The following is an 18,357-nucleotide window of genomic DNA, read 5'->3' as shown; positions in this document are numbered from 1 at the left end:
GACCAACTCATGCAGAAAAACGGACCCTTCAAAAACCTCTTCGACCAACAGTTCAATAAACACAAACAAAAAGTCGCTCAGTAATGAGAGGGGGCTGAAAATCGGGTGACCGGAGATGGGTACATCTGAATCGCGTTTCAGTTTTTGTTTGCGAGGCACATCTCCCCGCGTTGGTGTTGTGTCGCAGCATACGGACCTGAGGTCACCGCCTGCCGCTTTAAGGCGGCAAAACCTTAGGGTTGCGGAGACACCACTGTCCCACCAATAGCCAGCGTCAACTGGCGCGCGGCTTCCATCACCGGGCGGCTCAGCCGTTCGATTTCGGTTGCTCCCACGCGGCTGGTTGGCCCGGACACGGAAAGCCCTGCGACCGCCTCTCTGTTCATATCGAAAACGGGTGCTGCAATGCATCGCATACCTGTAGTCTTTTCTTCGTTGTCCACGGAAAAACCCCGCAATCTGATGGCTGCAAGGTCTTTCTTCAACGCCTCGGGGCTGGTAATCGACTGATCCGTAAAAGCCTGTAAATTCGCTGCGGCCAACCTTCGGTTCAATCTGTCTTCGTCCATATGGGCCAACAACGCTTTTCCGATGCCCGACGCGTGCATGGGTGACAATGTGCCGGGGGGAAAAAACGCCCGGATGCTTTCATGTGTTTCAACCTGGCTCAGGAACAGCACCAGACCTTCTTTCTCAATTCCCAAGTTGGCGGTCTCGCTCGTGGTTTCCATCAGCTTGCGCATGATCGGCCTTGCCCGTTCCACCAGACTGGTACGGCGCAGAAACCGCGAACCGATCACAAACGCCTGCGGGCCAATGTGCCAAACCTGTTCTTCATGGTCGAACTCGACCAGGCCCCTGCCCTGCAACGTCACGAGGATACGATAAACAGTGGCCGGTGCCTGCCGCATTTCATCTGAAAGTTCAGTAAGGGCTTTGCCTTGCGCCTGGCTCAGATACTCGAAAACCTCCATCGCCCGATCCAATGATTTGATCGTATTCTGCGCGGTTTTGTCATCCCACCCCCGCGGTCTTCCGCGGGCCTTGCGACGGAGTTTCGGGTCATTGTCTTGCGATTCCATAAAAACCCTCTGATCATCTATGAAAGATTATTTCAGGATATGAAAAATCTAACACTCTGACAACTATAAGTTAAATCTCATTAAACAAATTCTGAAATGCGTTTTCAAAAAAATTTCCAATCAGGCGGCTGGAACTTATTGTGCAGGCAAGGACGGAAGGAGACCATCCATGAGCTTTCAAAACCCCGTTTTCATCCCGGGCCCGACGAACATCCCGGAAAGCCTGCGCAAGGCGTGCGATATGCCCACGATCGACCATCGTTCGCCATTGTTCGGGCAAATCCTGCATCCTGCGCGCGCGGGCGTTCGGAAAATTCTGAAAAGCGACAGTGCCGAAGTCTTCATTTTCCCGTCGACCGGCACCGGGGGCTGGGAAACCGCCCTGACCAATACGCTGTCCGCCGGTGACAAGGTTCTGGCGGCCCGCAACGGCATGTTCAGCCATCGCTGGATCGATATGTGCCAACGCCATGGGCTGAATGTTGAGATAGTCGAAACCCCGTGGGGCGATGGGCTGCCGGCTGACCGGTACGAAGAAATCCTTGCCGCCGACAAAAACCATGAGATCAAGGCGGTTCTAGCCACGCATAACGAGACGGCAACTGGCGTGAAGTCGGATATCGCTGCTGTGCGCAGGGCGCTGAGCGCCGCGCAACACCCCGCACTGCTGTTTGTTGATGGCGTCTCATCCATCGCGTCGATGGATTTCCGGTTTGATGAATGGGGCGTGGATGTTGCCGTTACCGGGTCGCAGAAGGGTTTCATGTTGCCCGCTGGCCTTGCCATCGTCGGTTTCAGCCAGAAAGCGATGGAAGCAACCAAAACCGGCACCCTTCCCCGCACGTTCTTTGACGTCCGGGACATGTCCAAGGGATACGCCAACAATGCTTACCCATATACACCCGCTGTCGGGTTGATGAATGGCCTCAATCAAGCCTGCTCTATGCTGCTGAGTGAAGGTCTGGAGAACGTTTTCGCCCGACACCACCGGATTGCCGAAGGGGTCCGTGCCGCTGTGGGGGCGTGGGGGCTGGAGCTTTGTGCAAGCGGCCCGGCGGTCTATTCCGATACCGTAAGCGCAATCCGCACGCCGAACGGCTTCAACGCGACGGATATTGTCACGCATGCAACTGAAAAATACGGCGTTGCCTTTGGCGTGGGCCTTGGTGAGGTCGCGGGCAAGGTGTTCCGGATCGGGCATCTGGGCAGCCTGACGGATGTCATGGCTCTGTCCGGGATCGCCACTGCTGAGATGTGCATGGTTGACCTGGGCCTGAACATCGACCTGGGGTCCGGAGTTGCCGCCGCACAGGAATACTATCGTGGCCATCCCGGTTCCGTTCAGAAGAACGCGGCATGATGAAGGATTGCACAATGTATATCCCAACCTATGAAGACATGCTTGCGGCACATGACCGGATCAAACCCCATATCCGCCGCACCCCGGTGCGAACCTCGGACTTTCTCAACGAACTGTCAGGCGCGCAGCTGTTCTTCAAATGCGAAAACTTTCAGGAACCGGGCGCTTTCAAAGTACGAGGTGCCACCAATGCGGTTTTTGGGCTGGATGAGAAACAAGCCGAAAAAGGTGTCGCCACCCATTCTTCGGGCAATCACGCCTCGTGCCTGTCTTATGCGGCGATGAAACGGGGCATTCCCTGCAACGTGGTCATGCCGCGGACAGCGCCGCAAGCAAAGAAGGACACGGTCCGCCGTTATGGAGGGAAGATTACAGAATGCGAACCTTCCACCTCGTCGCGCGAAGCGACATTTGCCGAGGTTCAGGCGGCTACGGGCGGTGACTTTGTTCACCCCTACAACGATCCTCGGGTCATCGCCGGGCAAGGCACCTGTTCGCGCGAGTTTATCGAGCAGACCGACGGTCTGGACGCAGTCGTCGCGCCAATCGGCGGCGGTGGCATGGTATCTGGAACATGTTTGACCCTGTCCAATCTGGCCCCAGAAACAGCAATCATAGCGGCAGAACCTGAACAGGCAGACGACGCCTATCGCAGCTTCAAGGCCGGTCATATCATCGCGGATGATGCGCCAAAGACGATTGCTGACGGGTTGCTTGTGCCGCTGAAGGATCTCACCTGGCATTTCGTTTCAAACCACGTCTCAGAGATTTACACAGCCTCCGAGCAAGAGATCATCGATGCGATGAAACTGACATGGAAGCACCTGCGGATTGTGATGGAGCCATCTTCGGCCGTTCCGCTGGCCACTGTTCTCAAAAACCCGGACGCCTTCAAGGGCAAGCGTGTCGGACTGATTGTTACTGGTGGCAATGTCGATCTGGACCGGCTGCCCTGGATGAATGTCTGAATACACCCCAACAAAAAACTATCCCGGTATAGGATTACGGAGATGAAAGATATGAGCACTCTCGACCAGTTCGAAGTAGGTTACGACATTCCGGCCAAGCCCGGCATGGACGAAGCAGATATCCAGACACCCAGCCTGATTTTGGATCTCGACGCGCTTGAACGCAACATCAGGAAGATGGGCGATTATGCCAAGGCGCACGGGATGCGTCACCGCGTGCATGGTAAAATGCACAAGTCGGTTGACGTGGCCAAGCTGCAAGAAAAAATCGGTGGTGCCGTCGGTGTCTGCTGCCAGAAAGTTTCCGAGGCCGAAGTTTTCGTTCGTGGTGGGATCAAGGACGTTCTGGTTTCGAACCAGGTGCGTGACCCGGCCAAAATTGACCGCCTCGCACGCCTGCCAAAGCTGGGCAGCCGCATTATCGTGTGTGTCGACGATCTGGAAAATGTCGCCGACCTTTCGGCGGCGGCAGTCCGGCATGGAACACAGCTGGAAGTCTTCGTGGAAATCGATTGCGGCGCAGGGCGGTGCGGGGTCACAACGACGCCTGAAGTGATTGAAATCGCCAAGGCGGTTGAGGCTGCAGACAACCTGAAATTCAGCGGAATTCAGGCCTATCAGGGTGCCATGCAACACCTCGACAGCTATGAGGCACGCAAGGAAAAACTGGATACCGCCATCGCGATGGTCAAAGACGCGGTAGACGGTCTTAAAGCCGAGGGTATCGAGTGTGATCTGGTCTCAGGCGGCGGTACGGGGTCTTACTACTTCGAATCCAACTCGGGCGTGTATAATGAACTGCAATGCGGGTCTTATGCGTTCATGGATGCCGATTACGGTCGCATCCTGGATGAGAACGGCAACCGGATCGACCAGGGCGAGTGGGAAAACGCCTTCTTCATCCTGACCAGCGTCATGAGCCATGCCAAGGCGGACAAAGCAATCGTCGATGCGGGTCTGAAGGCGCAGTCGGTGGATAGCGGTCTGCCTGTTGTTTTCGGGCGTGACGATGTCGAATACATCAAATGCTCGGATGAACATGGCGTCGTGATGGATCCAAGCGGGGCGCTCAAGGTCAATGACAAACTGAAGCTGGTGCCGGGGCACTGTGACCCAACCGCAAACGTGCACGATTGGTATGTGGGCGTCCGGAATGGCAAGGTCGAATGCGTGTGGCCGGTGTCAGCCCGCGGCCGCGCGTACTGAGCTTGAATGCTCAAAGAATAAACCGCCGGCCAAACATGGCCGGACAGTCGCCCGTGCGCGCCCGCTTTTGTCGGTGAAACGCACGGGCGCACGAATTCCAAGTGGAGAATGACATGCTGATCGTACCCGAGCGCGAAATCGCCAACCTCATGACCCGCGACGCGGCCTTTGAAGCCGTCGAACAGGTCTTTGCCTCCATGGCCGCAGGGGACGCCTATAACTTTCCTGTCGTGCGCGAAGCCATCGGACATGAGGACGCCCTGTACGGCTTTAAAGGCGGCTTTGATCGCGCCGGGCTGACACTGGGCCTGAAGGCTGGGGGGTATTGGCCGAACAACATGGAAAAGCGCGGGTTGATCAATCACCAATCCACTGTTTTTCTTTTTGACCCTGACACCGGAAAACCGTCAGCGATGGTTGGCGGCAACCTTTTGACGGCCTTGCGCACTGCGGCGGCCTCTTCTGTATCCATCAAGCACCTTGCCCGTGCGGACGCGCGGGTGATCGGTATGATCGGGGCCGGGCATCAGGCAACCTTTCAGCTTCAGTCAGCGCTGGAGACCCACACCTTTGAAAAAGTCCTTGGCTGGAACTACCATCCCGAGATGTTGCCGAACATTGAAAAGGTCGCCAATGAAGCCGGTTTTCCGTTTGAAGCGGTCGAACTTGACGGCATGACCGAGGCGGACGTCATAATCTCGATCACCTCGGCTTTTGCACCATCGCTGATGGCAAACCATGTGAGCCCCGGAACGCATATCGCGTGCATGGGAACGGACACCAAGGGCAAGCAGGAAGTCGAGGCGGCGTTGTTGGCCAAAGCATCCGTATTCACAGATGAAATCGCACAGTCGATTTCGATTGGCGAGGCGCAACACGCCGTGGCACAGGGCCTGATCAGAGAAAGTGACCTGATCCAGTTGGGTGCGGTCATCAACGGAACAAACCCGGGCCGAACATCAGACGATCAGATCACGTTGTTCGATGGCACGGGCGTCGGTCTTCAGGATCTGGCGGTTGCTGCATCTGTTGTCGAGCTGGCCGTACAGAAAGGCATCGCGATTGAGGTCGATTTCTAACGACATTCCCGTTCGGTCGCCTAAGCGTCGTGTCGAACGACGCGTTGCTTATGTGAGCCACGGGCAAAGCCTGCCACGCCGGCCAGAAACCAAATAAGCGGCGCGATTAGCGCGCCGCTTCTTCGTTTACAAGTCCGTGCCGAACCGGTCAGACGTGATCGTCCTGTTCGATAGAGCCCAGCCCGTGGCCTGCCATTCCACCTGACACCTCTTCCGTCGCTTCATCCGAAAGCTCTTCGGGCAGAACCAGATTCAGGACAATGGCAATGATCGCAGCAGGCAAGATCCCGGATGTCGCCAGAACTTTGAGAGTTCCGGGCAGATGCTGTAAAGCGCCGGGCTCTAACTGCAAGCCCAGACCAAGGCTGAGTGAAATCGCAAAGATCACCATGTTGCGGCGGTTCCACGTCACGTCCGACAGCATCGAAACACCGGCTGCAACCACCATACCGAACATCACGATCACACCACCGCCCAGAACCTCGATCGGAACGGATGAGATCACCGCGCCGATCTTGGGGATAAGCCCGCATATGATCAGGAACAGGGCACCTATGGTTACGACCGTGCGGCTCATGACACCGGTCATGGCGATCAGGCCGACATTCTGACTGAACGACGTGTTCGGCAGGGCCCCGAAGACACCTGATACCGCAGTTCCAAGACCATCGGCAAAAGTCGCGCCCTGAATTTCCTTGTCGGTTGCCTCGCGTCCCGCGCCCCCCTTGGTGATACCGGACACATCCCCGACCGTTTCAACAGCCGATACAAAGGACATAGCACAGAACCCGATGATCGCCGCGAATGAAAACTCGATACCGAAGTGAAATGGGTTCGGCATTGCAAACGGAGTTGCGCGCCCAACATTGCCCAAATTCACCTGACCCAATGCGAATGCCACAACGTATCCGACCAACAAGCCAATCAGAACCGCCGACACCGACAACATACCGCGGGCAAAAAACTTCAGGCCCAGCGTAACAACAATCACAGTTCCGGCCATGAGCCAGTTCAGACCAGAGCCGTATTCTTCGGTACCGATGGCGGGTACACCCCCTGCGGCGTACTGGACGCCGACCTTGACAAGCGCAAGCCCGATCATGGTCACGACAAGACCGGTAACCAAGGGCGGAAGCGCAAAGCGAATACGGCCAATGAACAACCCAAGGCTGGCATGAAACAGGCCGCCAACGACTATACCACCCATCAATACGGCAATCGCGTCAACGCCCTTACCAACCACCAACGGGATCATGATCGGAATAAAGGCAAATGACGTTCCCTGCACGATTGGCAGGCGGGCGCCAACAGGCCCCAGCCCAATGGTCTGGAACAGTGTCGCAACGCCCGCAAAGAACATCGACATCTGGATCATGTAAATCATCTGCGGGAAATCGGGGCTGTTTGAACCAAACCCGAAACCCGCCGCACCGCAAACGATGATGGCTGGCGTGACGTTGGAAACGAACATCGCCAGAACGTGCTGAATTCCCAAAGGGACCGCCTTCAGAAATGGCGGGGTGTAGTTCGGATCGCGGAGCTGCTCCGGCGTCCCTAAAGTTGCATCTGACATCGCGTTTTCCTCCCAAAAAACTGCGTGGGCCGGCCCCTCTTCCGGCAATGTCCCTTATTCAGTGATCGTGTAGGCGTTCTGGAACCAATACTCTTCAAGGTTGGGCCCGTTTCCTATTCGGTCGACCACAGCGAACAACCCGGGGGGATGAAGCGGTGTCAGCACCCCATGCCAGGTGTTCCGATGATAATTCACGCCCTGTCCGGGCGCGGTAATGAATGCAACAGGCTCACCCGGCACACCCGCGTTGTCGGGCGCTACGACAACGACAAAGGGTTTATCTGAAAGCGGTAAAAAGGCCTGGCTGCCGTCGGGATGACGCTCGACCATTTCAAGTTTGATGGGCAGGTCGAAGGCCTGGGATTGGAATACGCTGATCCCTGCGCGCCCCTCATGGAAATCCAGTTGGGCGCGATCATGGTATCGCGCGCATTTTCCCTGATTGATGTATTTGTCCACCGCGCCAGACACTTCGATGACATCGCCGAACGGCGCAAAGGCCTCGGCGGTCAGTGGCCGGAGTTTCAGCGTGGATGTCATTGCGCGAATTTCTCGATCAGCCGCAACTCGGCAATCCGTTCGACCTGACGGCAGGCCTCGTCGAATTCGGTGTCTCGATCACTGTCAATCCGACGGTGAAAAGCCTCCAGAATGGTTGCTTTGGTGTTGTCCTTGACCGCAATGATAAAAGGAAAGCCGAACTTGGTCGTGTAAGTGTCGTTCAAGGCCGTGAAGGTCGCACGCTCTTCATCCGTCAGCATGTCGAGACCTGCTCCGGCCTGTTCTGCCGTGCTTTCCTTGGTCAGACGACCCGCAGCAGCAAGTTTGCCTGCCAGATCCGGGTGGGCTGTCAGGACGCCAAGCCGCTGCTCGGCTGTGGCAGAACGGAATACGCGCGCCAGTGCATTGTGAACCCCTGCGGCATTGTCATGCGTGGGACCCAGCTCCAGATCAAAGGCCGTTTGGGCAATCCACGGGCTGTGTTCGAACACGCCGCCAAACTCGGCGACAAAGGTTGGCTCGTCCATTTCCGACGGGGTCAGCCGTTGACTTGGCGGATGCATTCGCGCCCAATGATCAGCGATTTGTTCGCGGGTGGCAAACCAGACCCCGTCATGTTTCTTGAAGTGGTCGAGTGCGCGTTTCAGGGCTATGGCGCGACCAGCGCGGCCGATGAGACGGCAATGCAGTCCGATCGAAAGCATCTTCGGCTCGCCCGCTTGGCCTTCGGCATAAAGCATGTCGAAGCTGTCCTTGAGATAGCTTTCAAACTGTTCGCCGTTGGAATAGCCCGCCTGAATTGCAAACCGCATATCGTTGCAATCCATCGTGTAGGGCACGATCAACTGATCCTTGCCACCGGCCTTGACCCAATAGGGCAAATCGTCGGCATAGCTGTCGGCAATATAGGCCAGCTCGCCTTCGGCGGCGGCCAGATCGACCGTGTTCATCGAACAGCGGCCCGTGTACCAGCCACGCGGGGGCTTGCCGACGACCTCGGTATGAAGCCGGATCGCTTCACGGATCTGGGCGCGTTCTTCTTCCGCGTCCATGTCCTTGTGCTCAACCCATTTCAGGCCATGGCTGGCAATCTCCCAGCCTGCGGCCTTCATCGCCGCAACCTGCGCCGGTGCACGGGCCAACGCTGTGGCAACGCCATAAACCGTGACAGGAAGGTCCTGCAAAAGCCGATGCACCCGCCAGAACCCTGTGCGGCTGCCGTATTCGTAAATGGATTCCATGTTCCAGTGCCTTTGCCCCGGCCAAGGGGCCGCACCAGTGATTTCGGAAAGAAACGCCTCGGATGCGGCATCCCCGTGCAAAACGTTGTTCTCGCCGCCTTCCTCATAGTTCAGGACAATCTGAACTGCGATTTTGGCCCCGTTTGGCCAGTTTGCGTTTGGCACTTGCCGGCCATAGCCGGTCATGTCTCGTGGATACCGCGTCACATCAATTTCCCTCTTGCTGAAAAGACGAATAACCCAAACAATCACCTATGTTTTTCAAAAAATACTGTAAGCAGTCTTTTGACAGACTGCCTTTGCCTGCCGCGAAGGTATTGCAATAGTAACAGCAATACTTAGCGAGAGGTGCAAATGGCCGGTTACCTTACAACACATGTCCTGGATACGGCGCGGGGCTGCCCTGCCAGTGGGATGAAGATCGAGTTGTTTCGGATCAACGGAACAGACCGCACGTTGCTGAAAACTCTGCTCACCAACGAGGACGGCCGCACCAATGAACAAATCCTTCCCGAGGCCGAGTTCTCGACGGGCGAATACGAGTTGATGTTTCATGCGGGCGAATACCTCGACACCACTGGCGTGCCACCTGAAAGCCCGCGTTTTCTGGACTTGATCCCGATCCGGTTCGGGATGTCCGAACACGCCCACTATCATGTTCCGCTGCTACTTTCGCCTTTCAGCTACGCGACCTATCGCGGCAGCTAAGCGTTGCACCGCGTGATCCTGTAGACTGACATTGTATTGTTATTTTTGATACTGCTTGATCTTTCGTAGCAATACCCGATGAAACCTCTGTCGCCTAGAGTGCCAAAGAACTTGGATATGTAGGAGCAACGCCATGTATGACCTGGCTGTTTTGTGGGAGTGGATGGCCTTTTCCGTCCGCTGGCTGCATGTGATCACGGCGATGGCGTGGATCGGCGCGTCATTCTATTTTATCGCGCTCGACCTGATGCTTAAGCCGAACCCTGCCTTGCCAGAAGGGGCCTATGGCGAAGAGTGGGAGGTGCACGGGGGTGGGTTCTATCACACCGTCAAATATCTGGTCGCACCCGCGCGTATGCCCGAGCACCTGACCTGGCACAAATGGCAGAGCTATACGACGTGGCTTTCGGGTGCGGCCTTGCTCATGATCATATATTGGGTCGGGGGCGAGTTGTTCCTGCTTGATCCGACCAAAGCGGATCTGGCGTTGTGGCAGGGGATATTGATTTCAGGCGGGTCACTGACCATCGGCTGGCTGCTTTACGACCAGATGTGCAAGTCGCGCCTGAGTGAGCGACCCACCGCGCTGATGCTGTTGCTTTTCGTGATTCTGGTGGCCATGTCATGGGGTTACAATCAGATTTTTACCGGTCGTGCCGCGCTTTTGCACCTGGGTGCGTTCACCGCAACCATCATGACGGCCAATGTGTTCTTCCAGATCATGCCCAACCAGCGGATCGTGGTGGAAGACCTCAAGGCCGGTCGGACGCCGGACGCCAAATATGGGAAAATCGCCAAGGTGCGTTCGACGCACAACAACTACCTGACCTTGCCTGTCGTGTTCCTCATGCTGTCGAACCACTATCCTCTGGCCTTTGGCACCCAGTATTCATGGATCATCGCCAGCCTGATCTTTCTGACCGGCGTGACCATTCGTCACTACTTCAACACGATGCACGCAACCGGGAAAGGGCCGCACTGGACCTGGGGTGTCACTGTCATCCTCATGATCGTGATCGCATGGCTGTCTTCTGTCAGAACCGGCGAGACATGGGAGGACGCCGAAGCAAGGGCATTGACACCTTACGAAGAAAAATTTGCGTCGGCTGCTGGGTTTGAAGAAGCCTATGACACCGTGCTGGGCAATTGTTCGATGTGTCATGCCCGCGAGCCGGTTTATGGCACCATGAAATGGGCCCCGAAGAAAGTTTATTTGGAAACGCCGGGCGATGTAGCCCGGCACGCCGACCAGATTTACCTGCAGGCCGGGATCAGCCATGCCATGCCACCGCCTTCAGCGGTTCAAATGGACGTGGAAGCGCGCCAAACCATCATCGCATGGGTGCGCGAGGTCAGAGGGCAGTAGGATTTTCGCAGGACGTCCTGTCCTTCGCTTCCTACCCCCTGCCGCGGGACAAATACCCAGTTTCTACCGCTCAAACAAAGCAGGGCGCGCAAGACCTGATGCCGCCCCGGGCCTAGCGCGATGGCGGGGTCAGCCATTGGGCCGACATGCCAAAATTCGAGTTCTTCAACTCTTGCTTGGCAATCGCCTGCAAATGCACCTCGTCCGGACCATCTGCATATCGCAGCGCGCGTGCCCAGGTATAGCTGTCGGCCAGCGGTGTATCCGGGGTCATGCCCATCGCCCCAAAGACCTGCATCGCGCGATCCGTGACAGCAGCATGCACATTGGGTGCCACCACCTTGATCAATGAAATCTCTCGGAACGCTTCTTTGGCGCCCACCTGATCAATCTTCCAGGCTGCTTTCAGGGTCAGCAACCGCGCCTGTTCGATCTCCAGCCGGGACTTGGCGATCCACTCGCGGATCACGCCCTGTTCTGCAAGCTGCTTGCCAAACGCTTTCCGCTCCTGCGCGCGTTCGACCATCAGGTTAAGCGCCATTTCCGCCGCACCGATCGAACGCATGCAATGGTGGATGCGACCGGGACCAAGCCGGGCCTGCGCCAGAGCGAACCCGCTGCCTTCCTCACCTAAAAGATTGCTGACCGGAACGCGCACATCCTTGAAGACCAGCTCGGCATGGCCTTCGGGGTCGTGCATGTTCAGAATGGTGGGGTTGCGAACAATCTCAAAACCGGGCGTGTCCTTCGGGACAATGACCATGCTCTGTTGTTTGTGCCGATCCGCATTGGGATCCGTTTTACCCATGACGATAAACAATCTGGTGTTCGGGTGGCAGGCGTTTGTAATGAACCACTTGCGGCCATTGATGACGTATTCATCCCCCTCACGCCGTATCGAAGTGGTAATATTGGTCGCGTCCGAACTGGCCACATCCGGTTCAGTCATCGCAAAAGAGGATCGGATTTCACCGTTCAACAGCGGCACCAGCCATGTCTCGCGCTGTTCCGGAGTAGCAAACATGTGCAACAGTTCCATGTTGCCGGTATCCGGCGCACTGCAATTGAACACTTCCGAAGACCAGGCCACCTGCCCCATAAGTTCGGCCAGCGGCGCGTATTCCAGATTGCTCAGCCGGGTGCCGGGTTCATCGTCGCGCAGGCTGGGCAGGAACAAGTTCCACAACCCTTCGGCCCGGGCCAGCGCCTTGAGATCTTCCATAAACGAAACCGGGAAGCTGCCTGCCGCCATTTCTTCTTTGTGATCGCGTATGCGCGGGTAGATATGCGCCTCCATAAACGCTTTCAGGCGGTCATACATTTCCGTGGCGCGCGGCGATGGGGCAAAATCCATGGCGGTTCCTTCCGGTGCGTTGTGGCGGTGATGTCCTCAAACTCTGCTCGCGCCAGAACGGCCGCCAAAGCACTGTCTTCTGGTGAGTTTAATCCGGCGCTTGATTACGCTCAGTTTGCGCAATCATTCCGATATGAAAAGAGGAAAATGCCAATACAGCAATCAGCCGGCGTGAAACGTCAGGTCATTGCTCTCAGAACCTGGTGGACCAACAATACCTAAGGGGATGAACGGGCCGCATTCGGAGATTTGCACCGCCGGGCGAGTTTCACATCGCCCGCGCCCGGAATAGCCTCTCAACCCGCCTTTGGCGTTCACACTGAACTAGACCGGTGGTTTCAGGCCCAGCTGTTTCACGGCGGCACCTGCTGTCTGAACCCAACGCTCTTTCAGTGCGTTGTTGCCATTGTGGCGCAAGCCCAGCGATTTCAGAAGCTCAAACCGTTTCAGATCATCGCCACCAAAGGATACAGCGACACGGGGCCACCAATAGTTAACCGCGTCCTGCATCTGCTCTGTCTCTCCGTTCCTGGAAAGCTTTACAGCACCTTCCAATGCCAACGCGCCATGATGGGCTTCGACCGGGGCGATGCTGCGGAAAGCTTCAGCCAACGGTTGATAGGAAACCATTGAAAACTCGGCCAGTTGTTCCATGACCGCACGGCTCATCAGCAGGTTCATGATGACCGCGTCGGTCCAGCCCGAGATCGGATAATTGAATACGGCAAGACGCATGTCATGCGCGCTGCGGGTCGCGCCGATATCTGCGTCACGATTCAAGCGAGCCGTCCACGGATGATGTGTGGCATATCTCTCGGTATCGGCCCCAAACTCACCCATTATCCTGAGAACCTGATCGGCGTGATCCGTTTTCTCAAGAACAATCCTGGCGGCTGCGATCCGTTCCTTGATGCCCGGCCCCTGATTGATGATGTCGGCGAATCCGGCAGCACCGGCAAGTTCGCTGTCCACGAACGTGGCCATCAGCTTCATGAGTTCGGCGCGGTAGCGTGGCGGAACATTGGTTGGGTTGGTCAGCACACCGCCTGCGGCCAGATAGCTGTCGAGTGTCATGGTGTCAGTCATCGGTCTTCTCCCTTTACTGGTCGTAGTCCACGACCACGCGATCGGTGACCGGATAGGCCTGACAGCTCAGCACATAGCCTTTTTCAACCTCGTAATCCTCTAGCGCGTGATTGGCGAGCATCTCGACCTCGCCTTCCAGAACGCGGCAACGGCAGGTTGAACAGACACCGGCCTTACAGGCGTATGGGGCGTCCATGGCATTTTCCAAGGCTGCGTCCAGAATGGATTGGTCCTTGGGTAGAGTTATCGTCTGAGTGGACCCATCAAGAGTGATCGATGCGCTGGTTTGGTTCGCCTGCGTGCCCGCATCTGCCGAACCTTCCTTGCGTTTGGCCCGGCCCGGCTGAGCGCTGGCAAAGAGTTCAAACTTGATCTGCCTGTCGTCAAGACCATGCGCGCGCAGCGCGGCAGCAATCCCCAGCATCATCGGCTCGGGACCGCAGATAAAGGCTGTGTCCACGTTCTGAATATCGACCCAATGTTCGAACAAGTCAGCGCATTTTTCCTGCGTCACCAGACCGGTGAACAGGTCTATTTCCTGCGCATCCGCCTCAAGAATATGGATTACGTTCAGGCGGCCCATATAGAGGTTTTTCAGGTCTTCCAGCTCCTCGCGGAACATGATCGTGTTGATGCCCTTGTTGGCGTAGATCAGCGTAAAGCGGGATTTGGGTTCGCGGGTCAGTGTCGTCTTCAGGATCGACAGAACCGGCGTGATGCCAGAGCCGCCAGCGAAGCCAAGGTATTGTTTTTCTGCATTCGCATCGATCGGAGTGTGAAAGCTGCCCATCGGTGGCATCGCCTGCACAACGTCCCCGACATTAAGCTCGGAATTGGCCCAATTGGAGAACGCGCCGCCGTCGACACGTTTGATCCCGACTTGCAGTACCCCGTCATCCTTGCCTGCACAAATGGAGTAGGACCGGCGCAGCTCTTCTCCGTCAAAGTCGCGGCGAAACGTCAGGTATTGGCCTGCGGTGAAATCGAACTGATCCGCCGCGCCGTTGACAGGCTCAAGCGTCACGACAACCGCATCGCGGATGGTTTTGTGGATGTCGGTGACTTTCAGGTCATGAAAACGTGCCATCCGGTGCTCCTCCTCAGATGCACTTGAAATAGTCAAAGGGTTCGAGGCAGTCGGTGCAGCGCCAATGGGCCTTGCACGGGGTCGAACCGAACTGGCTGACCTTTTCAACTGCTTTACTGCCGCAATGCGGGCAGCGCTCTGGCCCGCCCGCCGGTTGTGGCGGGGCGATGCCAAACTCTTCCAGCTTGGCGCGGCCTTTTTCGCTCAGCCAATCGGTTGTCCAGGCTGGTGAGATGCAGGTTTCGATCCGCACATCTTCGATACCGTGATCGTGCAAAGCGGTTTCGATATCCATGCTGATGACGGATGTTGCCGGACAACCCGAATAGGTTGGCGTGACCGTCACGAGCAGCGTTTCGGCATCCCAACGCACATCGCGCACGATCCCGAGATCGACAACCGAGATTACCGGAATCTCGGGATCCGGTACGGCATCCAGCCAATCCCAGATCTGGTCGGTCGAGTGGCGTTGCATCACATGTTACCAGCTTGCACCGGGGTATGCGCGCTGCAACCACTGCATCTGGGTCAAAAGGTGCCCCAGGTGTTCTGTATGCATGCGCCCGTCCCGCCCGCCTTTGTGGGCAAATCGGCTTTCCGGAAGGGTCAATGTCGCCTTGGCCAGAACCCGTTTGACCAGCGCATCATATTCTTCACGCAGATCGGCCGGGTTCGGCGCGATCCCGGCCGCAACCATCTGAGCGTCGATGCCATCGCTGACAAACATCTCGCCCACATAGGGCCAGAGGTAATCCAGCGCCGCCTGCATCCGGGTGTGGCTTTCTTCTGTTCCATCACCCAGACCTACGACCGTTTCTGCCGATCGCTCCAGATGATAGGCGACTTCCTTGATGGCTTTTGCAGCAATCGCGGCGACACGATCGTCAGAAGATGTCAGAAGACGGCCGAGCATGATCGAATGCCAGGCATCGAACAGGAACTGGCGCATCAGGGTGCGGCCGAAATCACCGTTCGGAACCTCGACCAGCAACACATTGCGGAAATCCCACGCGTCGCGCAGAAATGCCAGATCATCGGCGGTTTTGCCACCACCTGTCTCTCCGGCAAGGCCTAGCCACATCTGGGTCTGTCCAATCAGGTCCAGCGCCGTGTTGGCCAGTGCAATATCCTCCTCCAACACTGGCGCGTGGCCGCACCATTCGCTGACGCGATGGCCCAGGATCAGGGTATTGTCGCCCATCCGCAGCAGGAACTGCTGAAACGCTTCGTCGCGGGTCATCACATCGCCCCCACTTCTTCGGGGATGTCGAAAAATGTCGGGTGGCGATACACTTTGCTTTCGCTGGGCTCATACAACGGGCCTTTGTCGCTGGGCGACGAGGCCGAGATGTTATTGGCTTCTACCACCCAAATCGACACGCCTTCGTTGCGGCGGGTATAGACATCGCGTGCATTCTTGATCGCCATTTCCGCGTCCGGGGCATGCAGCGAGCCGACATGTCGGTGGCTCATCCCATGTTGACCGCGGATGAAGATTTCCCACAGGGGCCATTCGGTATTCATCGGGTTTCCTCCTCAGGGTAAGCTTATTCGGCGGCCAGATTGCCGGCCTGTTTCTTGCGCGCATGGGCCAACAGCCCGTCGCGCACCCATTTGCCGTCATCCCAGGCCTTGTTGCGCGCCGCCAGTCGGTCGACGTTGCAGGGGCCGTTGCCCTTGATCACATCGAAGAATTCCGACCAATCCGGCTCTGAGAAATCGTAATGCCCACGCTCTTCGTTCCACTTCAGGTTCGGGTCGGGGATTGACAGTCCCAGATATTCGGCCTGCGGGACGGTCTGGTCGACGAATTTCTGGCGCAGCTCATCGTTGGTGTTGATCTTGATCTTCCAAGCCATCGACTGCGCGGAGTGGACGGAATCCTTGTCGGACGGTCCAAACATCATCAACGACGGGTACCAGAAGCGATTCATCGCATCCTGCGCCATCTTGCGCTGCTTGGGCGTGCCTTCGGCCATTTTGCGGATCGCGTCATAACCTTGGCGCTGATGGAAGCTTTCTTCCTTGCAGATGCGGATCATGGCGCGTGAGTACGGCCCGTAAGACGTTCTTTGCAGCGGCACTTGATTCATGATGGCGGCGCCATCGACCAACCATCCGACCGCGCCGATATCCGCCCAGTTCAGCGTCGGGTAATTGAAGATCGACGAGTATTTCATGCGACCGTCCAGCAGCATCTCGGTGATCTCATCGCGGCTGACACCCAGTGTTTCGGCCGCACAATACAGGTAGAGCCCATGGCCAGCTTCATCCTGCACCTTGGCCAGAAGGATCGCCTTGCGTTGCAGCGTCGGTGCACGCGTGATCCAGTTCCCTTCGGGCAATTGCCCGACGATCTCGGAATGCGCGTGCTGTCCGATTTGGCGGATCAGCGTCTTGCGATACCCCTGAGGCATCCAGTCCTTGGGTTCGATCTTGATATCCGCGTCGATCCGTGCCTGAAATTCAGCAAGCTTTTCAGGATCATCGTTTGACGCCTCGGATTCTACCATCTGGGCATACATGTCCCGTCTCCTCCGTTACACGCGTTCAAGAATAAGTGCAGCGCCTTGCCCGACGCCGACGCACATTGTGCAAAGCGCATAGCGCCCTTTGGTGCGTTTCAGTTGGTACGCTGCGGTCAACACAAGTCGGGTGCCGCTCATCCCCAATGGATGACCAAGGGCGATTGCACCGCCATTCGGGTTCACGTGAGCTGCGTCATCGGGCAGGCCAAGCTCTCGCAGCGTTGCTAGACCTTGCGACGCAAACGCCTCGTTCAATTCGATCACATCCATCTGGTCGATGCTCAGCCCCGCGCGCGCCAAAACCTTTCGGCTGGCAGGAACCGGACCAATACCCATGACCCGAGGCTCGACGCCCGCGACAGACATACCAACGACACGGGCAATCAGGGTCAAACCATTCTTTGCCGCTGCCACTTCATTCGCCATCAGGATCGCGGCGGCACCGTCATTCACGCCCGAGGCATTCCCAGCGGTCACTGTTTTCTCCGGCCCGTTCACACCCTTGAGGCCCGAGAGTTTTTCCGCTGTGGTTCCCGGGCGAGGATGTTCATCCGTATCGACAACAATCGGATCGCCCTTGCGCTGCGGAATTGAAACCGGTGTGATTTCCTCTTGGAACACGCCTGCCGCGTGCGCCGCAGCCCATCGTGCCTGACTGCGCACGGCAAAGGCGTCCTGGTCTTCACGGCTGATCCCATATTCTTCGGCGACATTGTCAGCCGTTTGCGGCATGGAATCGACGCCATACTGCTGCTTTAGCCTTGGGTTCACAAAGCGCCAGCCAATCGTGGTGTCGTAAACCGCATTGCTACGCGTAAACGCCGACGTCGCTTTGGGCATTACAAACGGTGCGCGCGACATGCTTTCCACGCCACCCGCAACAGCAAGATCATAATCGCCTGCCTTGATACCACGCGCCGCCATTCCGACGGCATCCATACCACTGGCGCACAAGCGGTTTATCGTTGTTCCCGGCACGTCCGTCGGCAATCCGGCAAGCAGTGCCGCCATCCGGGCAACGTTGCGATTGCTCTCCCCTGCCTGGTTGGCATCGCCATAAATGACGTCATCCACACTGGTCCAGTCGACTTGCGGGTTGCGCGCCATCAGGGCCGCCAGCGGGATAGCCGCCAGATCATCTGTGCGAACCGATGAAAGCGCTCCACCATACCGCCCAATCGGGGTGCGGGTTGCGTCGCAGATGAAGGCGTCCATCAA

18 protein-coding genes are annotated in these 18,357 nt (G+C 57.1%); 6 read left to right on the top strand and 12 right to left on the bottom strand.

The genetic code is table 11. From position 1 onward, the window contains the following. Positions 1-233 precede the first annotated feature (233 nt). A complete protein-coding gene (bhcR, locus tag AC2FLO_RS05740) occupies positions 234-1,082 on the bottom strand; it encodes an HTH-type transcriptional regulator BhcR (protein WP_496754834.1) in 849 nt (282 codons plus the stop codon). 169 nt (positions 1,083-1,251) lie between these two features. Here bhcR and bhcA point away from each other — a divergent pair, with 169 nt between their 5' ends. The 4 genes from bhcA to bhcD all read left to right on the top strand — a co-directional run bounded on the left by bhcA (position 1,252) and on the right by bhcD (position 5,695). After that, positions 1,252-2,442 carry an L-aspartate--glyoxylate aminotransferase BhcA gene (gene bhcA, locus AC2FLO_RS05735; RefSeq protein WP_496754833.1) on the top strand — a complete coding sequence of 397 codons (1,191 nt, stop codon included), beginning with the start codon at positions 1,252-1,254 and terminating at the stop codon, positions 2,440-2,442. Next, the gene (gene bhcB / locus AC2FLO_RS05730; RefSeq protein WP_480489214.1) at positions 2,442-3,410 is read left to right on the top strand and encodes a beta-hydroxyaspartate dehydratase BhcB; all 969 of its coding nucleotides are present in this window, start codon (positions 2,442-2,444) and stop codon (positions 3,408-3,410) included. The genes bhcA and bhcB overlap by 1 nt, the downstream gene beginning before the upstream one ends. 42 nt (positions 3,411-3,452) lie before the next feature. Then, positions 3,453-4,616, top strand: coding sequence for a 3-hydroxy-D-aspartate aldolase BhcC (bhcC, locus tag AC2FLO_RS05725; protein ID WP_480920954.1), 1,164 nt, complete (start codon positions 3,453-3,455; stop codon positions 4,614-4,616). A 113-nt stretch (positions 4,617-4,729) separates the two neighbouring features. Further along, positions 4,730-5,695, top strand: a complete 966-nt coding sequence (bhcD, locus tag AC2FLO_RS05720; RefSeq protein ID WP_496754831.1) for an iminosuccinate reductase BhcD — start codon at positions 4,730-4,732, stop codon at positions 5,693-5,695. 148 nt (positions 5,696-5,843) lie between these two features. Here bhcD and AC2FLO_RS05715 read toward each other — a convergent pair whose 3' ends face one another. Genes AC2FLO_RS05715 through puuE form a run of 3 tightly spaced genes read right to left on the bottom strand, consistent with a single transcriptional unit; the run spans position 5,844 to position 9,217 of the window. Continuing rightward, positions 5,844-7,268 (bottom strand): uracil-xanthine permease family protein, encoded by a 1,425-nt coding sequence (locus AC2FLO_RS05715; protein ID WP_496754829.1) that lies wholly within the window; start codon positions 7,266-7,268, stop codon positions 5,844-5,846. Positions 7,269-7,322: 54 nt separating this feature from the next. Continuing rightward, on the bottom strand, positions 7,323-7,808 hold the full coding sequence (locus tag AC2FLO_RS05710; protein ID WP_267367381.1) for an ureidoglycolate lyase: 486 nt from the start codon (positions 7,806-7,808) through the stop codon (positions 7,323-7,325). Beyond that, the gene (gene puuE / locus AC2FLO_RS05705; protein ID WP_496754828.1) at positions 7,805-9,217 is read right to left on the bottom strand and encodes an allantoinase PuuE; all 1,413 of its coding nucleotides are present in this window, start codon (positions 9,215-9,217) and stop codon (positions 7,805-7,807) included. The genes AC2FLO_RS05710 and puuE overlap by 4 nt, the downstream gene beginning before the upstream one ends. 147 nt (positions 9,218-9,364) lie before the next feature. Between puuE and uraH the strand changes: the two genes are divergently transcribed. Both uraH and AC2FLO_RS05695 read left to right on the top strand, forming a co-directional pair. Then, positions 9,365-9,718 (top strand): hydroxyisourate hydrolase, encoded by a 354-nt coding sequence (gene uraH, locus AC2FLO_RS05700; protein WP_480489200.1) that lies wholly within the window; start codon positions 9,365-9,367, stop codon positions 9,716-9,718. Between the two features lie 133 nt (positions 9,719-9,851). Then, positions 9,852-11,084 (top strand): urate hydroxylase PuuD, encoded by a 1,233-nt coding sequence (locus AC2FLO_RS05695; RefSeq protein WP_480588999.1) that lies wholly within the window; start codon positions 9,852-9,854, stop codon positions 11,082-11,084. A 112-nt stretch (positions 11,085-11,196) separates the two neighbouring features. On the opposite strand, the gene AC2FLO_RS05690 is transcribed toward AC2FLO_RS05695, so the two are convergent. The 8 genes from AC2FLO_RS05690 to pcaF form a co-directional block, all read right to left on the bottom strand. Beyond that, positions 11,197-12,438 carry an acyl-CoA dehydrogenase family protein gene (locus AC2FLO_RS05690; protein ID WP_480484851.1) on the bottom strand — a complete coding sequence of 414 codons (1,242 nt, stop codon included), beginning with the start codon at positions 12,436-12,438 and terminating at the stop codon, positions 11,197-11,199. Between the two features lie 324 nt (positions 12,439-12,762). Next, on the bottom strand, positions 12,763-13,524 hold the full coding sequence (locus AC2FLO_RS05685) for a Phenylacetic acid catabolic protein (RefSeq protein WP_480588995.1): 762 nt from the start codon (positions 13,522-13,524) through the stop codon (positions 12,763-12,765). A 13-nt stretch (positions 13,525-13,537) separates the two neighbouring features. Further along, a complete protein-coding gene (locus AC2FLO_RS05680; protein ID WP_496754826.1) occupies positions 13,538-14,611 on the bottom strand; it encodes a 2Fe-2S iron-sulfur cluster-binding protein in 1,074 nt (357 codons plus the stop codon). A 13-nt stretch (positions 14,612-14,624) separates the two neighbouring features. Beyond that, positions 14,625-15,086 carry a 1,2-phenylacetyl-CoA epoxidase subunit PaaD gene (paaD, locus tag AC2FLO_RS05675; protein WP_267366243.1) on the bottom strand — a complete coding sequence of 154 codons (462 nt, stop codon included), beginning with the start codon at positions 15,084-15,086 and terminating at the stop codon, positions 14,625-14,627. A gap of 6 nt (positions 15,087-15,092) precedes the next feature. Further along, complete coding sequence (gene paaC, locus AC2FLO_RS05670; RefSeq protein ID WP_496754824.1) at positions 15,093-15,851, bottom strand: 1,2-phenylacetyl-CoA epoxidase subunit PaaC; 759 nt, start codon at positions 15,849-15,851, stop codon at positions 15,093-15,095. Next, positions 15,851-16,135: a 1,2-phenylacetyl-CoA epoxidase subunit PaaB gene (paaB, locus tag AC2FLO_RS05665; RefSeq protein ID WP_209507558.1), complete on the bottom strand. Its 285-nt coding sequence runs from the start codon at positions 16,133-16,135 to the stop codon at positions 15,851-15,853. The genes paaC and paaB overlap by 1 nt, the downstream gene beginning before the upstream one ends. 23 nt (positions 16,136-16,158) lie before the next feature. After that, positions 16,159-17,136: a 1,2-phenylacetyl-CoA epoxidase subunit PaaA gene (gene paaA, locus AC2FLO_RS05660; RefSeq protein WP_496754823.1), complete on the bottom strand. Its 978-nt coding sequence runs from the start codon at positions 17,134-17,136 to the stop codon at positions 16,159-16,161. 15 nt (positions 17,137-17,151) lie between these two features. Beyond that, positions 17,152-18,354: a 3-oxoadipyl-CoA thiolase gene (gene pcaF, locus AC2FLO_RS05655; protein WP_496754822.1), complete on the bottom strand. Its 1,203-nt coding sequence runs from the start codon at positions 18,352-18,354 to the stop codon at positions 17,152-17,154. Positions 18,355-18,357 lie beyond the last annotated feature (3 nt).

The sequence above is a fragment of the Ruegeria sp. TASC047 genome (assembly GCF_059612445.1).
This window is presented reverse-complemented; position numbering and strand designations above follow the sequence as displayed.

Coding starts and splice junctions, on each gene's coding strand:
- bhcR (WP_496754834.1), bottom strand. CDS start 1,082: ATGGAATCGCAAGACAATGACCCGAAACTCCGTCGCAAGGCCCGCGGA.
- bhcA (WP_496754833.1), top strand. CDS start 1,252: ATGAGCTTTCAAAACCCCGTTTTCATCCCGGGCCCGACGAACATCCCG.
- bhcB (WP_480489214.1), top strand. CDS start 2,442: ATGAAGGATTGCACAATGTATATCCCAACCTATGAAGACATGCTTGCG.
- bhcC (WP_480920954.1), top strand. CDS start 3,453: ATGAAAGATATGAGCACTCTCGACCAGTTCGAAGTAGGTTACGACATT.
- bhcD (WP_496754831.1), top strand. CDS start 4,730: ATGCTGATCGTACCCGAGCGCGAAATCGCCAACCTCATGACCCGCGAC.
- AC2FLO_RS05715 (WP_496754829.1), bottom strand. CDS start 7,268: ATGTCAGATGCAACTTTAGGGACGCCGGAGCAGCTCCGCGATCCGAAC.
- AC2FLO_RS05710 (WP_267367381.1), bottom strand. CDS start 7,808: ATGACATCCACGCTGAAACTCCGGCCACTGACCGCCGAGGCCTTTGCG.
- uraH (WP_480489200.1), top strand. CDS start 9,365: ATGGCCGGTTACCTTACAACACATGTCCTGGATACGGCGCGGGGCTGC.
- AC2FLO_RS05695 (WP_480588999.1), top strand. CDS start 9,852: ATGTATGACCTGGCTGTTTTGTGGGAGTGGATGGCCTTTTCCGTCCGC.
- AC2FLO_RS05690 (WP_480484851.1), bottom strand. CDS start 12,438: ATGGATTTTGCCCCATCGCCGCGCGCCACGGAAATGTATGACCGCCTG.
- AC2FLO_RS05685 (WP_480588995.1), bottom strand. CDS start 13,524: ATGACTGACACCATGACACTCGACAGCTATCTGGCCGCAGGCGGTGTG.
- AC2FLO_RS05680 (WP_496754826.1), bottom strand. CDS start 14,611: ATGGCACGTTTTCATGACCTGAAAGTCACCGACATCCACAAAACCATC.
- paaD (WP_267366243.1), bottom strand. CDS start 15,086: ATGCAACGCCACTCGACCGACCAGATCTGGGATTGGCTGGATGCCGTA.
- paaC (WP_496754824.1), bottom strand. CDS start 15,851: ATGACCCGCGACGAAGCGTTTCAGCAGTTCCTGCTGCGGATGGGCGAC.
- paaB (WP_209507558.1), bottom strand. CDS start 16,135: ATGAATACCGAATGGCCCCTGTGGGAAATCTTCATCCGCGGTCAACAT.
- paaA (WP_496754823.1), bottom strand. CDS start 17,136: ATGTATGCCCAGATGGTAGAATCCGAGGCGTCAAACGATGATCCTGAA.
- pcaF (WP_496754822.1), bottom strand. CDS start 18,354: ATGGACGCCTTCATCTGCGACGCAACCCGCACCCCGATTGGGCGGTAT.